Raw genomic sequence first — 14,406 nt, 5'->3', positions numbered from 1 at the left:
CCGGTTGGACTGGTGGCCGCCGATAAGGTTCGAGGATGAACTACGCGGGGAGCCTGCGTATACTGGCGCGCATTACGAATCCACGGTTGAGTCTCTCAGCGTTTTTCACGGAGCACCCTGCATGTCCGGCAATACCTACGGCAAGCTGTTCACTGTCACCACCGCGGGCGAAAGCCATGGCCCGGCGTTGGTCGCCATTGTCGACGGCTGCCCGCCGGGCCTGGAGATTTCCCTGGACGACCTGCAGCGTGACCTGGACCGGCGCAAGCCAGGCACCAGCCGCCACACGACCCAGCGCCAGGAAGCCGATGAAGTCGAAATCCTGTCCGGCGTGTTCGAAGGGCGCACCACCGGCTGCGCCATCGGCCTGCTGATCCGCAACACCGACCAGAAGTCCAAGGACTACTCGGCCATCAAGGACCTGTTCCGCCCGGCCCACGCCGACTACACCTACCACCACAAATACGGTGAGCGCGACTACCGTGGCGGCGGTCGCAGTTCGGCCCGGGAAACCGCCATGCGCGTGGCGGCCGGGGCGATTGCCAAGAAGTACCTGGCCAGCCAGGGCATCGTCATTCGTGGCTACATGAGCCAGTTGGGCCCCATCGAAATCCCGTTCAAGACCTGGGACTCGGTGGAGCAGAACGCCTTCTTCTGTCCCGATCCAGACAAGGTGCCGGAACTTGAGGCCTACATGGACCAACTGCGCCGGGACCAGGACTCGGTCGGCGCGAAGATCACCGTGGTGGCTGAAGGTGTGATGCCGGGCCTCGGCGAGCCGATCTTCGACCGCCTCGACGCCGAGCTGGCCCACGCGCTGATGAGCATCAACGCGGTGAAGGGCGTGGAGATCGGTGCCGGTTTCGCCTGTGTCGCCCAGCGCGGCACCGAGCACCGTGACGAACTGACCCCGCAAGGTTTCCTGAGCAACAATGCCGGCGGCATCCTCGGCGGCATTTCCTCGGGCCAGCCGATCGTGGCGCACCTGGCCTTGAAGCCGACGTCCAGCATCACCACGCCGGGCCGCTCCATCGACATCCATGGCAACCCGGTGGACGTCATCACCAAAGGCCGTCATGACCCGTGCGTCGGTATCCGTGCCACGCCCATCGCCGAGGCGATGATGGCCATCGTGCTGATGGATCACCTGCTGCGTCATCGCGGCCAGAACGCCGACGTACGCGTCAGCACCCCGGTGCTGGGGCAGCTTTGATGGGCGGCCTGCCAGCCGCCGTGGCCTGACGACCGTGGCGGCACTGCCGTACTGGCGGCTCTCCAGCTTCTATCTGTTCTATTTCGCCCTGCTCGGTTCGACGGCGCCGTTCCTGGCGCTGTATTTCGACCACCTGGGGTTCAACGCGGCGCGCATCGGCGAGTTGGTGGCAATCCCGATGCTGATGCGCTGCGTGGCGCCGAACATCTGGGGCTGGCTGGGGGATTACACCGGTCGGCGCCTGGCGATCGTGCGTTTTGGTGCAGTCTGCACGCTGCTGGCGTTCTCGCTGATCTTCATCGATAAAAGCTACGCCTGGCTGGCGATGGTCATGGCGCTGCATGCGTTTTTCTGGCATGCGGTGTTGCCGCAGTTCGAAGTCATTACCCTGGCCCATTTGGGTGGGCAGGCCTCGCGCTACAGCCAGATCCGCCTGTGGGGTTCCATCGGGTTCATCATCACCGTGGTCATGCTCGGGCGCTTGTTCGAATGGCTGAGCCTGGACATCTACCCGGTGGCGCTGGTGCTGATCATGGCCGGCATCGTCCTCGCCAGCTTCTGGGTGCCCAACGCCCAGCCATTGCAGGGGTCGCGAGTGGCGGGGGACGGGTTTGTGCGGCAACTGCGCAACCCTGGCGTGCTGGCATTCTATACGTGTGTGGGCCTGATGCAGGTGAGTCACGGCCCGTATTACACCTTCCTGACGCTGCACCTCGAACACCTGGGCTACAGCCGCGGGCTGATCGGCCTGCTCTGGGCCCTCGGCGTCGTGGCGGAAGTGTTGGTTTTTCTGTTGATGAGCCGGATCCTGGCGCGGTTTTCCGTGCGCCGGGTGCTGCTGGCGAGCTTCCTGCTGGCGGCGTTGCGCTGGCTGTTGTTGGGCTCGCTGGCCGAGTTTCTCTGGGTATTGTTGTTCGCCCAAGTGCTGCACGCGGCGACCTTCGGCAGCTTTCACGCCGCCGCCATCCATTTCGTGCAACGCAGCTTTGGGCCTCGCCAGCAAGGCCAGGGGCAGGCGCTGTACGCGGCGCTGGCCGGCACGGGCGGAGCCTTGGGGGCGTTGTATTCCGGCTACAGCTGGAACGCCTTGGGTGCCAGTTGGACATTCAGCGTCGCCAGCCTCGCCGCCTTCGCGGCAGCCGTTATCATTGCCACACGTATGCAAGAGGACCGGCCATGAGCCTTCGAACCGTTAATTTGCTGGAGCCATTGTCATGAGCAGCCTGTCCGTCTATCACGTCTCGAGCCCTGACATTCCGAACAAGGTGTTGACTCACTTTGAGGACATTGCCGCGACCTTGGCTGAGCAAGGTATTCACTTTGCCCGTTGGGAAGCGGCGGTGAAAATCCAGCCGGGTGCCAGTGAGGAAGAGATCATTGCGGCTTACCAGGCTCAGATCGATGGGTTGATGACTGAACGGGGTTATGTTGGGGTCGATGTTGTCAGTGTCAGCAGTGATCATCCGGAACAGGCTGGGGAGCTCGATGAGTATCGCCATAGCCAGGATGAAGTGCGATTTTTCGTTACCGGTCGTGGTTTGTTTAACCTGCACCTTGGCGATTATGTCTACGCGGTGCTGTGTGAAAGGAATGACTTGATAACGGTGCCTGCTGGTACGCCGCATTGGTTTGACAGGGGGGAGCGGCCGCATTTCGTTACGATTCGTTTGTCTGGTGATTTGCAGGGGTTGGTTGCTGAGCTCACTGGGGATGATATTGCTCGGCGGTTTCTGCGTTTGGAGGATTAACAGCAACGCCGTTTACACAAAATCCAGGACACCCCCACACCCTCGAAGAAATGGATCTACACACCAAAGCGGGCTTTCCCAAGGCGCAAAAAACGGCGCTTCCCATCTCTGAAAAAAGCGCCGTTTCCAAGTGAACAGCAAGCCGAGTTGACCAGCAGGCTCACGCGCTATGGTAAGTCGGTAAAGCAAACCGATGCTGGCTCTGCAACAAGGTGATCTGTGGCAACTCGCTAGCCTGTTCAGCCAGGTCGCGACGAATCGCGCTGATCGCCCAGGACAACTGATCCCCCGCATGCAACTGTGTATAGGAAATCGTACGTTTGAACAGCTTGCCGTCACTATTACGCAAGGTCAGCAGAATGCCGCCATCCGGGCGGGGCTGAGTGGTCACTTCGTAGTTGGAAAACAGGGACGCAAACTTCTCTTGAATCATGTTCATCGTTGACTGCTCCATGGTATGGCAAACCGTGGAGGGGACGTTGCACTGTCTGTGCCAGCATCTTCTTTTATACAAAAACCCTTAAAAACAGCGAGTTATCTTTTTTCTGTATTTTTGATTTCGTGCATTTTGCATGAATAGCCATCGCGCATCCTGCATTTTGCGTGGTCGGGCAATGATTTTTGGAACCAAATCGTTTTCCGGCGCTCACGCTTCGCCTGTCTCAGGCAGTGGATACAAAACATTGCAAAAACCGCGTGTACAGTGCCGCAATCGCCGGCGTACTTTCGAGCCAAATCAACTCCTGCCCGATAACAAGAACCGAGACCCACGAGGTCGAACGGGGAATTTCACCATGAGTCGTACACCCAGCGACGTGATTACCTGGGGCATGATGCTGCGCAAGCTGCCAGCCATTGCCAAAGCTATCCCCCGGATTGTCAAAGGCATGAAACAGGCCAACGTCCAGGACCCGACCCAGCCTTGCGGCCTGGGTTGGTGTTTCGAGCAGGCCACGCAACGCAATCCTCAAGGCCCGGCGCTGCTGTGCGGCGATACGGTGTTGAGTTATGCACAGGTCAACGCGCAGGCCAATCGCATCGCCCATTACCTGCTGGCCCAGGGCATCGGCAAGGGCGATTGCGTGGCGATATTCATCGAGAACCGGCCACAGCTGTTGATCAGCGTACTGGCGATGGCCAAGGTTGGCGCGGTCAGTGCCATGCTCAACACCTCACAAACCGGCGACGCGCTGGTGCACAGCCTGGCCCTGGTCAACCCAGTCGCGGTGGTGGTGGGGGATGAACGGGTCGCGGCCTTCAACGACATACGAGAGCGAACCACGCTGTCGAGCAGCAGGACCTGGTGGCTGGCGGATCAGGACAGTGCCGATATCACGTCCGATGCCCCGTCCGGTTTCATCGACCTGATGGCTGGCAGCGAGGATTATCCAAGCGATAACCCGGCGTGCAGCCAGCAGGTGTTCTGCAACGACCCGTGTTTTTATCTCTACACCTCGGGTACCACCGGGCTGCCCAAGGCCGGGGTGTTCCGCCATGGTCGCTGGATGCGCACGTCCACCAGCTTCGGCTTGATCGCCTTGGACATGCAGCCTGACGATGTCGTCTATTGCACCTTGCCGCTGTATCACGCCACGGGCCTGTGCGTGTGCTGGGGCGCGGCGATCTGTGGCGCATCGGGGTTTGCGATTCGGCGCAAGTTCAGCGCCAGCCAGTTCTGGAGCGACGTGCGCCGTTACCGGGCGACCACGCTGGGTTATGTCGGTGAGTTGTGCCGCTACCTGATCGACCAGCCTGTCGCTGCCGATGACCGCCACCACGGTGTGAAGAAAATGATCGGCAACGGTCTGCGCCCCGGGGCCTGGTCGACTTTCAAGACCCGGTTTGGCATCGACCATATCTGTGAGCTGTATGCCGCCAGCGACGGCAATATCGGTTTTACCAACATCCTGAATTTCGACAACACCATCGGGTTTTCCTTGATGGGCTGGGAGCTGGTGCAGTACGACCAGGCCAGCGGCTTGCCGTTGCGCAACCTGCAAGGTCGCATGCAAAAAGTGCCCAGGGGCCAACCGGGCCTGCTGCTGGCGCGGATCGACGAGAAGGCGCCACTGGATGGCTACACCGATCAGGCCTTGACCGAAAAAACCATTTGCCGGGATGTCTTTGCGTCGGGCGACCGTTACTTCAATACCGGAGACCTGTTGCGCAACATTGGTTTCGGGCATGGGCAGTTCGTTGATCGCCTCGGCGACACCTATCGCTGGAAAGGTGAGAACGTCTCCACCACGGAAGTCGAAAATGTGCTGCTGCAACATCCGCAGGTGGCCGAGGCGGTGGCCTACGGCGTGGAGATCAATGGCACCAATGGCCGTGCGGGCATGGCGGCAATCACGCCGTCCGAATCCCTGGCGACCCTGGACTTCAGCGAGTTGTTGCAGTTTTTGCAATGCAAGTTGCCCGCCTATGCCGTGCCGCTGTTCTTGCGCATCAAGGTGAAAATGGACACCACCGGCACCTTCAAGTATCAGAAGGCCCGCCTCAAGGCCGAAGCGTTCGACCCATGCATCACCGGGGATGAGCCGGTCTACGCCTGGCTGCCGGGCACCGATACATACGTGCGGGTGGATCGGCAGTTGGCAGTTCGGATTCAGGGCGGACAATTGCGTTATTGATTCTGGCTATGACGGACACAGCGAAAAAAGGGATGACAGCGCCCGGGTCCCTCGGGAAACTAGCCGCTTTGCGAAGACCCGAGTGGAGTTACCCATGTCCGATACAAGCCGCCAGATGACCCCGCAAGAGGCTGCTGAGTTTGCCGAGCAGGTGTTCAATGTCGCACGCCAGGGTGATGCGGCCATGATGGCCGCGTTGCTGAGCAAGGGCCTGCCGCCCAACTTGCGTAATCACAAGGGTGACACCTTGTTGATGCTGGCCGCTTACCACGGGCATGTGGAAACGGTGAAAGTGTTGCTGGAGCACAAGGCCGATCCGGAAATCCGCAACGACAACGGCCAGAGCCCGATTGCCGGCGCGGCGTTCAAGGGCGATCTGGCGGTGGTTTCGGCGCTGGTGGAGGGCGGTGCGCAAGTGGAAGGTGCCTCCTTCGATGGCCGTACCGCGCTGATGATGGCGGCGATGTTCAACCGGGTGGAAATTGTCGACTACCTGATCGGCAAAGGCGCTGATCCGAAAGCCAAGGATGCGAACGACGTCTCGGCCCTCGATGCTGCCCGGACCATGGGCGCGGTGGACACCACGGCGCAGTTGGAAAAGTTGTTGGCCCTGTAGGAGCTGCCGAGCGAAGCGAGGCTGCGATCTTTTGATCTTGATCTTGATCTTGATCTTGATCTTTCGCTTGAGATTCAACTGTCAGGTGAAAGATCGCAGCCTCGCTTCGCTCGGCAGCTCCTACAGGCTGATGTGATGCGCTATCCTGCCCGTCCTCCAAACACCCTTCGCCACAGGATTCACCCCCATGAAAGCCGCCCTCATCGAACTCATCGGTAAAATCAGCTCCGGCTGCCTCGGCGAGGCGGAGATTGCGAAAATCGCTGACGAAGCGGCCCAGGCCTACGCCGATCCGACGGCTTTCCTGGCGGCCAACCCCGATATCAACTACGACGACACCTTCCCGATCCCGTTGGGTGAGTGGGTAGTGGTGGGCAGTCTGCCGGATACCGTGCTGTTCCAGGCCGACACCTACGTTGACCTGTTCGAACAGATCGTCGCCTCGTTCGGCCCCGGCGTGGCGTTCAACCTCAAGCCCAAGCAACTGGCGAAAACCGAAGCCCTGACCGCGCTCAACCGCATCCAGATCCAGATGAGCAGCCTGAACAAGGAAAACGGCGGCTACGTGCTGATGAACTTCAGCCAATTGCTCGACGATGAATTGCAAATGGTGCTGGTCTACGGCAACGATGTGCCACGGGTGCTGGAGCTGTGTGCCGAAGTCGGCATCGCCGCCGCGCCATCCCTGGAGGCCCTCAAGGTCGCGGTCCACGTCTGACGCAATAAAACGGAACCCTTATCGAGGGCCCGCTATCCTAAGTGTGCACATCACCATTTGGGAGCGACACTATGGGTTCCACCTTCAATGGTCTGGTCGGCCTGATCATCCTGGCGCTCGATATCTGGGCGATCATCAACGTACTCAAGAGTGGCGCGCAAATCGGGATGAAAATCCTCTGGGTGCTGCTGATCCTGCTGTTGCCGGTACTGGGCCTGATCATTTGGGCGATTGCCGGGCCGCGTGGCAACGTGCAGATCTGACAACGCTGTCCACAAAAAGCCCGGTGGCTGAAGGCGACCGGGCTTTTTGGGGGGCATGGGGCTTTAGGCCGTTGCCAGGGATGGCTTGCGCGAGGTGCTTAAAAAACGCAGCAAGGCCAGCAGTGGAAAGGCACTGCCGACGATCACCACCCACAACCAGGCGCCATGTTCGTACAGCGCACTGGCAATCGATGAGCCGAAGGCACCACCGACGAAGATGCTGGTCATGTACAGCGCATTCAGTCGGCTGCGACTCTTGGCATCGAGGGCATAGATGGTGCGCTGGCCCAGGACCATGTTCATCTGCACACAGAAATCCAGGGCCACGCCGGTCACCGCCAGGCCGATCACGCTGTAGAGCGGATGGATGAACGCCGGCAGGAAACTCAGGCTGGCGAACAGCATCGCCAGCAGCGAGGCGTTGCGGGTATGGCCGGCATCCGCCAGGCGACCGGCAATGGGCGCGGCGATGGCGCCAATGGCACCGACCAGGGCGAACAAGGCGATTTCAGTCTGGGACAGGCCATGGTTGCGTGACAGTTCCAACGGCACGGCGGTCCAGAACAGGCTGAACGTGGCGAACAAGCAAGCCTGGTAGAACGCCCGTTGCCGCAACAGCGGTTGTTGGCGCAGCAGGGTGCCGAGCGAGCCCAGCAGTTGGCCATAAGAGGCGCTATGGTCGGGCTGGCGCTTGGGCACGGTCAGGGCCAGGACGATGCTGATGGCGGCCATCAGCGCAGCGGCGATGATAAACATGGCCCGCCAGCCGAAGTGATCGGCCACGACGCTGGAGACTGGCCGCGCCAGCAGGATCCCCAGCAGCAGGCCGCCCATGATCCCTCCCACGACCCGCCCCCGGGACTCCTCCGGCGCCAGGTGTGCGGCCAGCGGAATCAGCACTTGCACCGACACCGAGCTGAACCCCACCAACAGCGAAACCAGCAGGAATACGTTCGGTTGATCGGTGAACGCTGCCCCTAACAAACTGGCGATCGCCACCACGGTGGTGATGATCATCAGTCGACGGTTCTCCAGCAAATCCCCCAGTGGCACCAGGAAAAACAGGCCAAGGGCATAACCGATCTGGGTCAGCGAGACGATCAGGCTGGCCATGGTGCTGCTCAGGCCGACGTCAGGAGCGATCAGTTCGATGATGGGTTGGGCGTAGTAGATGTTGGCGACGATGGCGCCGCAGCAGAAGGCGAAGAGCAGGACCATGCCGCGGGTCAAGGTGCTGCCGGGCGTGGGGGAATGAGCACTCATGGCAATCTCGTCGATCAATTGAAAGGATGGCGTGAGGCTAAAGACTTGCGGTGGGCTGGAATAGGGCTTTGTGGCTGATATCAGTCATACCTGTTGTTGATGATAGGCAGTCCTGTAGGAGCTGCCGAGTGCAACGAGGCTGCGATCTTGCCCCTGACAGTTGAGTCGCAAGTGGACGCTCAAAACCAAAATATCGCAGCCTTAGGCAACTCCTACAGAGGCCTGCGGTGGATGCCCCTGCGGCTTATTATCTTCTTTACTGCCCGCTGTAGATCTGGTCGAAAATCCCACCGTCATTGAAGTGAGTCTTCTGCACCGTGCGCCAGTCGCCGAAGGTTTTTTCCACGGACAGGAAGTCCACTTTCGGGAAACGGTCGGTGTATTTGGCCAGTACCGCCGGGTCCCGTGGACGCAGGTAGTTGGCGGCGGCGATTTCCTGGCCTTCGGGTGACCACAGGTACTTGAGGTACGCCTCGGCGGCTTCGCGGGAGCCTTTTTTCTCGACGACTTTGTCCACCACGCTGACCGGTGGCTCGGCCTCGGCGGAAACGCTCGGGTAGATCACTTCGAACTGGTCACGGCCGAATTCGCGGGCGATCATTTCCGCTTCGTTTTCAAAGGTCACCAGCACATCGCCGATCTGGTTGGTCATGAAGGTGGTCGTCGCGGCGCGACCGCCGGTGTCCAGTACCGGCGCTTGCTTGAACAGCTTGCCGACGAAGTCCTTGGCTTTGGTTTCGTCACCGCCATTGTTGAGCACGTAACCCCAGGCCGACAGGTAGGTGTAGCGACCGTTGCCGGAGGTTTTCGGGTTGGGCACGATCACCTGCACGCCGTCCTTGAGCAGGTCGGGCCAGTCTTTCAAGGCTTTCGGGTTGCCTTTGCGCACGATGAACACCGTGGCCGAGGTGAACGGCGCGCTGTTGTTTGGCAGGCGGGAAACCCAGTTCTCGGGCACCAGTTTTCCGTTGTCCGCCAGGGCGTTGATGTCGGTGGCCATGTTCATGGTGATGACATCCGCCGGCAGCCCGTCGATCACCGAGCGCGCCTGCTTGCTGGAGCCGCCAAACGACATCTGCACGGTGATGTTTTCGTTGTGCTCGGCCTGCCAGTGCTTCTGGAAGGCGGCGTTGTAGTCCTTGTAGAAATCGCGCATCACGTCGTAGGACACGTTGAGCAGGGTCGGGGCGGCGTGGGCCAGGCTGCCAAAAGTCAGGCCGACGGCGAGAAGGGAGGCGCCAAAGAGGTTCTTCACTGCGAATTCCTTTTTATTCGAACGGGGGTTCCGGGCAATTAGCCAGGACACTAGCTGCAAGCCTATAGACCTTCAAGCATCAAAAAGTACTTTGCTTATTCCAGTTTCTTAAACAGCGCATTGCCACAACGGGAGCAGAAAGCAGCACCGTGTTCGTGGTTGTTTTTGCTGCACACTGGGCAATCGTGCTGGAGCTGGTCACCGCGCATGGCCGTGGCCAGCTCAGCCGTGAAAATACCCGTCGGCACGGCGATGATCGAATAACCGGTGATCATTACCAGGGATGACACCACCTGACCCAGCGGCGTCTTGGGCACGATGTCGCCGAAGCCCACGGTGGTGAGTGTCACGATAGCCCAATAGATGCCCTTGGGAATGCTGGTGAAACCGTTCTGGGGGCCTTCGATGACGTACATCAGCGTGCCGAAGACGGTTACCAGGGTCGAGACGCTGACCAGGAACACGATGATTTTCTGCTTGCTCCCGCGCAGCGCCGCCATCAGGTAATTGGCTTGCTTGAGGTAGGGGCTGAGCTTGAGCACACGGAAAATCCGCAGCATGCGGATGATCCGAATGATCAGCAGGTATTGGCCATCGCTGTAGTACAGCGCCAGGATCCCCGGCACGATCGCTAGCAGATCCACCAGTCCGTAGAAACTGAAGGCATAGCGCAGCGGCTTGGGCGAGCAGTACAGGCGCAGGCCGTACTCGACAAGGAAGACGAAGGTGAAGCCCCACTCGATACCGGCCAGCAGGGCCGCGTAGTTTTTGTGCACGCTGTCGATGCTGTCGAGCATCACGATCACCAGGCTGGCGAGGATGATCAACAGCAAGGTGCTGTCGAAGCGCCGTCCGGCCACGGTGTCGGTGTGGAAAATGATCACGTAGAGGCGTTCACGCCAGTTATTGCTGCTTTGCATAATCTTCGCCTGAACTGGAATCAGCGAAGCCTAGGGCGATTGCCCAGCAGAGCGCAAGGCGCGCTGTCGAGGCTGGCTTGGCGCCACGCCCGACCGCTGGCCTGGATCAACCAGCAAGCGAGGATGAACGGCGCCGTCAGCGGGGGCAGGCCAAGGGCGATAAAACCTGGGGTGAGCATGACCGTCAGGAGAATGCCAGCCAGCGGCAGCCAAGGTTGGCGGCGCTGCTGGCTGAGGGCCAGCGCCACCAAAGCCGGGTTGTAACCGCCCAGCCCGAAAAGAGCGGTTGAGTTTTCATGTTGCGACAAGGCGAAGGCCAGGCCAACGGCGGAACCAAACAATGCCCAAGCGGCGGCACGACGGTCGGCCAGCAGCAGGCCCGCCGCAATCAGCGCACCAGCCACCGGATGATCGAGAAACATGACCTGGCCCAGTCCGCTCAAATGCGCGGCCAGCAGGTTGGGTATCGTCATTTCAATCGAGGTGGTTGGGGGCGGCGGCAGGGGGAAGCTCATCAGCAGCCAAGCCAACCCTACAAAAGGCGCGGTGTAGGCGGGCAGGCATCGAGGGCCACGGGTGCGCTTGAGCCATTGCTGGGTCAGCATCGCGCTGAAACCGCTTGCGGCGATGATCAACGGTGGTAGCAGGACGGACCGGGGCAACGTGAGGCTTAGCAACAAGCCCAGCAGGATGCCGTTGTAGCTGAACAGCCCGGCTTGCCGGTCGGCCTTGGCGTAACCGCGTCGCTGGGCCGTGAACAACCCGGCCACCGCACCCAGCAACGCAGCGCCGAACAGGGCGGGCGCAGTGAGCAGGATCGCCAGCAGGCACAGCAGGCCGCACAACGGATGGCGCTGGAGCAAGACTTGGCTGAAGCCGTTGAGCAGGGCGGTAGCCCAGTCGGGGCATTGGGATTGGACATGATGGCTCAGAGATAAGAGAACACCGGGGCCAGCGCTAGTCCCGTAGGAGCTGTCGAGTGCAGCGAGGCTGCGATCTTTCCCAGGCCCCTTGAGTCGAGAGCGAAGATCAAGATCAAAAGATCGCAGGCTCCTACAGAAGCAAATCAGATCAACGTCTCAATGCGCAGCGAATTGGTCGACCCCGGCTGCCCGAACGGCACGCCCGCCGTGATCAGCAAGGTATCGCCGCGCTGGGCCATGCCTTGGGCCTGGGCGATTTCCAGGGCGGTGGAACAGACCTCATCCACTTGCTTCAACCGATCATTGACCACCGAGTGCACGCCCCAGGCCAGCGTCAGGCGGCGGGCCGCCTGCAGGTTTGGCGTGAGGTTGAGGATCGGTACCGTCGGCCGTTCCCGCGCCGCCCGCAGGCTGGAGCTGCCCGATTCGCTGTAGTTCACCAGCACCGCCACCGGCAGCACATTGCTGATACGACGGATCGCGCAACTGATCGCATCCGACACCGTGGCCTCGGCTTTCGGCCGGCTGACGTCCAGTTGCGTTTGGTAGTCGGGGCCGTTTTCCACTTGGCGGATGATCTTGCTCATCATCTGCACGGCTTCGAGGGGGTAGTCGCCGGAAGCGGTTTCCGCCGACAGCATCACCGCGTCGGCCCCCTCGGCCACGGCGTTGGCCACGTCGGTGACTTCGGCGCGGGTGGGTGCTGGGGAGAAGCGCATCGACTCGAGCATCTGCGTCGCCACCACCACCGGTTTGCCGAGGGCGCGGCAGGTGCCGATGATGTTTTTCTGGATTTGCGGCACGCTTTCGGCCGGGACTTCGACGCCCAGGTCACCGCGAGCAACCATGATCGCGTCGCTCAATTCGGCGATTTCCCGCAGTTGGGTCACCGCCGACGGTTTCTCGATCTTCGCCATCAGGAACGCTTTGTCGCCGATCAGCGCTCGGGCCTCGTCCAGGTCCTCGGGCCGCTGGACGAACGACAGTGCCACCCAGTCCACGCCCAGCGCCAGGCCGAAACTCAAGTCTTGGCGGTCCTTGGTGGTCAACGGGCTCAGGTCGAGCACGGCCTGGGGTACGTTCACGCCTTTGCGGTCGGACAGCTCACCGCCGTTGAGCACTTGGGTGTCGATGGCGTCGCTGTGCCTGGCGGTCACGCGTAGGCGCAACTTGCCGTCGTCCAGCAACAGGTCCATGCCGGGCTCCAGAGCCGCGATGACTTCCGGGTGGGGCAGGTTGACCCGACGTTGATCACCCGGTGTCGGGTCCAGGTCCAGGCGCAGGGCCTGGCCGCGTTGCAGCAGGACTTTGCCGTCGGCGAACCGGCCGACCCGCAGTTTCGGGCCTTGCAGGTCCAGCAGGATGCCCAGCGGGTAATTGAGCTGCTGCTCGACCTCACGAATCCACTGGTAGCGCTGGGCGTGGTCGGCATGCTCGCCGTGACTGAAGTTCAGGCGGAAGATGTTCACCCCAGCCTGTACCAGCTCACGGATGTCATCGATGCCACGGGTGGCGGGGCCGAGGGTCGCGAGGATCTTGACCTTTTTATCAGGCGTCATGGTTGGGGTTCTCGAGGATCAGGATGGCACGGAAGTCGTTGACGTTGGTGCGGGTCGGTTCGGTGACGATCAGCGCATCCAGGGCGGCGAAGTAGCCGTAGCCGTTGTTGTTGTCTAGCTCGTCGCTGGCGCTGAGCCCCAGTTCGGCGGCGGCGCCATAGCTGTCCGGGGTCATGAGGGCCCCGGCGTTGTCTTCGGAGCCGTCGATGCCGTCCGTGTCGCCGGCCAACGCGTAGATCCCAGGATGACCCTTGAGGCTGTCGGTCAGGCTCAGCAGGAACTCGGCGTTGCGCCCGCCACGGCCACTTCCGCGCACAGTGACGGTGGTTTCGCCGCCGGAGAGGATCACGCACGGCGCCGCCAGTGGCTGGCCGTGCAGGGCGATTTGCCGGGCGATGCCGGCGTGGACCTTCGCCACCTCCCGGGATTCACCTTCCAGGTCACCGAGGATCAATGGGCTGAAACCGGCCTGGCGCGCCTTCACTGCCGCGGCCTCCAATGACTGCTGGGGGCGGGCGATCAATTGGAAGTGGTTGCGGGCCAGGCTCGGGTCGCCGGGCTTGACGGTTTCCGATGCCGGGCTGTGCAACCAGGTGCGCACCGAGGCCGGCACCTCAATGTGGTAGCGCTGGAGAATCGCCAGGGCTTCGGCCGACGCGCTGGGGTCGGCCACGGTGGGGCCGGAAGCGATGACCGTGGCAAGATCCCCGGGCACATCGGATATCGCGTAGGTGTACACCGTCGCCGGCCAGCAGGCCTTGCCCAGGCGCCCACCCTTGACCGCCGAGAGGTGCTTGCGCACGCAATTCATCTCGCCGATGGTCGCGCCGGATTTGAGCAGGGCTTTGTTGATCGATTGCTTGTCGGCCAGGGTGATGCCTTCGGCGGGCAAGGCCAGCAGGGCAGAGCCGCCGCCGGACAGCAGAAAGATCACGCGGTCGTTTTCGCTGAGGTTGCTGACCCTTTCCAGCATCCGCCGGGCCACGGCCAAGCCGGCGGCGTCAGGCACCGGGTGGGCGGCCTCCACGACTTCGATTTTCTGGCAGGGCGCACCATGGCCGTAGCGGGTCACCACCAGGCCAGACACTTCGCCCTGCCAGCAGCGCTCGACCACTTGCGCCATGGCCGCCGCGGCCTTGCCAGCACCGATGACGATCACCCGACCGCTGCGGTCGCTGGGCAGGTAGCGTTCAAGGACGTGTTGCGGATGGGCCGCGTCGATGGCTGTGGCAAACAGCTCGCGCAGCAGTTGTTGCGGATCGACCGACATGGCGGGCTCCTGGTTTTTGTTATTG

General features: G+C 61.5%; 14 protein-coding genes. 7 read left to right on the top strand and 7 right to left on the bottom strand.

Translation table 11 applies throughout. The features are described from left to right. Positions 1-121 precede the first annotated feature (121 nt). From aroC to AACY31_RS15555, 3 genes are read left to right on the top strand one after another with little or no spacing between them, the layout of a single operon-like run. A complete protein-coding gene (gene aroC / locus AACY31_RS15565) occupies positions 122-1,213 on the top strand; it encodes a chorismate synthase (RefSeq protein WP_003204486.1) in 1,092 nt (363 codons plus the stop codon). A 34-nt stretch (positions 1,214-1,247) separates the two neighbouring features. Continuing rightward, on the top strand, positions 1,248-2,393 hold the full coding sequence (locus tag AACY31_RS15560) for an MFS transporter (protein ID WP_339480549.1): 1,146 nt from the start codon (positions 1,248-1,250) through the stop codon (positions 2,391-2,393). Between the two features lie 34 nt (positions 2,394-2,427). Beyond that, entirely contained in the window at positions 2,428-2,961 is a 534-nt protein-coding gene (locus AACY31_RS15555; RefSeq protein WP_339480551.1) for an acireductone dioxygenase, read from the top strand. Positions 2,962-3,121: 160 nt separating this feature from the next. Here AACY31_RS15555 and AACY31_RS15550 read toward each other — a convergent pair whose 3' ends face one another. Next, positions 3,122-3,400: a DUF3509 domain-containing protein gene (locus AACY31_RS15550; protein ID WP_339480554.1), complete on the bottom strand. Its 279-nt coding sequence runs from the start codon at positions 3,398-3,400 to the stop codon at positions 3,122-3,124. A 355-nt stretch (positions 3,401-3,755) separates the two neighbouring features. Between AACY31_RS15550 and AACY31_RS15545 the strand changes: the two genes are divergently transcribed. The 4 genes from AACY31_RS15545 (at position 3,756) to AACY31_RS15530 (ending at position 7,191) form a co-directional block, all read left to right on the top strand. Further along, positions 3,756-5,594: a long-chain-acyl-CoA synthetase gene (locus AACY31_RS15545; RefSeq protein ID WP_339480556.1), complete on the top strand. Its 1,839-nt coding sequence runs from the start codon at positions 3,756-3,758 to the stop codon at positions 5,592-5,594. 94 nt (positions 5,595-5,688) lie between these two features. After that, complete coding sequence (locus AACY31_RS15540; RefSeq protein WP_339504728.1) at positions 5,689-6,210, top strand: ankyrin repeat domain-containing protein; 522 nt, start codon at positions 5,689-5,691, stop codon at positions 6,208-6,210. A gap of 187 nt (positions 6,211-6,397) precedes the next feature. After that, the gene (locus AACY31_RS15535) at positions 6,398-6,928 is read left to right on the top strand and encodes a hypothetical protein (RefSeq protein ID WP_339480561.1); all 531 of its coding nucleotides are present in this window, start codon (positions 6,398-6,400) and stop codon (positions 6,926-6,928) included. A gap of 71 nt (positions 6,929-6,999) precedes the next feature. Beyond that, a complete protein-coding gene (locus AACY31_RS15530; RefSeq protein WP_339480563.1) occupies positions 7,000-7,191 on the top strand; it encodes a PLDc N-terminal domain-containing protein in 192 nt (63 codons plus the stop codon). Between the two features lie 63 nt (positions 7,192-7,254). On the opposite strand, the gene AACY31_RS15525 is transcribed toward AACY31_RS15530, so the two are convergent. From AACY31_RS15525 to AACY31_RS15500, 6 genes are all read right to left on the bottom strand, one after another. Next, positions 7,255-8,454: an MFS transporter gene (locus AACY31_RS15525; RefSeq protein WP_339480565.1), complete on the bottom strand. Its 1,200-nt coding sequence runs from the start codon at positions 8,452-8,454 to the stop codon at positions 7,255-7,257. A gap of 256 nt (positions 8,455-8,710) precedes the next feature. Beyond that, positions 8,711-9,709, bottom strand: a complete 999-nt coding sequence (locus AACY31_RS15520; protein ID WP_339480568.1) for a sulfate ABC transporter substrate-binding protein — start codon at positions 9,707-9,709, stop codon at positions 8,711-8,713. Between the two features lie 95 nt (positions 9,710-9,804). Continuing rightward, positions 9,805-10,629, bottom strand: a complete 825-nt coding sequence (locus AACY31_RS15515; RefSeq protein ID WP_339480570.1) for an ion transporter — start codon at positions 10,627-10,629, stop codon at positions 9,805-9,807. Positions 10,630-10,649: 20 nt separating this feature from the next. Beyond that, entirely contained in the window at positions 10,650-11,561 is a 912-nt protein-coding gene (locus AACY31_RS15510; RefSeq protein ID WP_339480754.1) for an urea transporter, read from the bottom strand. Positions 11,562-11,695: 134 nt separating this feature from the next. After that, positions 11,696-13,111: a pyruvate kinase gene (gene pyk / locus AACY31_RS15505; protein WP_339480571.1), complete on the bottom strand. Its 1,416-nt coding sequence runs from the start codon at positions 13,109-13,111 to the stop codon at positions 11,696-11,698. Then, positions 13,101-14,381, bottom strand: coding sequence for a glycerate kinase type-2 family protein (locus AACY31_RS15500; protein WP_339480573.1), 1,281 nt, complete (start codon positions 14,379-14,381; stop codon positions 13,101-13,103). Before AACY31_RS15500 ends, pyk begins: the two co-directional genes overlap by 11 nt. Between the last annotated feature and the right edge of the window lie 25 nt (positions 14,382-14,406).

This window comes from Pseudomonas sp. RL_105y_Pfl2_101, from assembly GCF_963970585.1.
GTDB lineage: Bacteria > Pseudomonadota > Gammaproteobacteria > Pseudomonadales > Pseudomonadaceae > Aquipseudomonas.
This window is presented reverse-complemented; position numbering and strand designations above follow the sequence as displayed.

Coding starts and splice junctions, on each gene's coding strand:
- AACY31_RS15550 (WP_339480554.1), bottom strand. CDS start 3,400: ATGAACATGATTCAAGAGAAGTTTGCGTCCCTGTTTTCCAACTACGAA.
- AACY31_RS15515 (WP_339480570.1), bottom strand. CDS start 10,629: ATGCAAAGCAGCAATAACTGGCGTGAACGCCTCTACGTGATCATTTTC.
- AACY31_RS15525 (WP_339480565.1), bottom strand. CDS start 8,454: ATGAGTGCTCATTCCCCCACGCCCGGCAGCACCTTGACCCGCGGCATG.
- AACY31_RS15545 (WP_339480556.1), top strand. CDS start 3,756: ATGAGTCGTACACCCAGCGACGTGATTACCTGGGGCATGATGCTGCGC.
- pyk (WP_339480571.1), bottom strand. CDS start 13,111: ATGACGCCTGATAAAAAGGTCAAGATCCTCGCGACCCTCGGCCCCGCC.
- aroC (WP_003204486.1), top strand. CDS start 122: ATGTCCGGCAATACCTACGGCAAGCTGTTCACTGTCACCACCGCGGGC.
- AACY31_RS15500 (WP_339480573.1), bottom strand. CDS start 14,381: ATGTCGGTCGATCCGCAACAACTGCTGCGCGAGCTGTTTGCCACAGCC.
- AACY31_RS15540 (WP_339504728.1), top strand. CDS start 5,689: ATGTCCGATACAAGCCGCCAGATGACCCCGCAAGAGGCTGCTGAGTTT.
- AACY31_RS15535 (WP_339480561.1), top strand. CDS start 6,398: ATGAAAGCCGCCCTCATCGAACTCATCGGTAAAATCAGCTCCGGCTGC.
- AACY31_RS15530 (WP_339480563.1), top strand. CDS start 7,000: ATGGGTTCCACCTTCAATGGTCTGGTCGGCCTGATCATCCTGGCGCTC.
- AACY31_RS15555 (WP_339480551.1), top strand. CDS start 2,428: ATGAGCAGCCTGTCCGTCTATCACGTCTCGAGCCCTGACATTCCGAAC.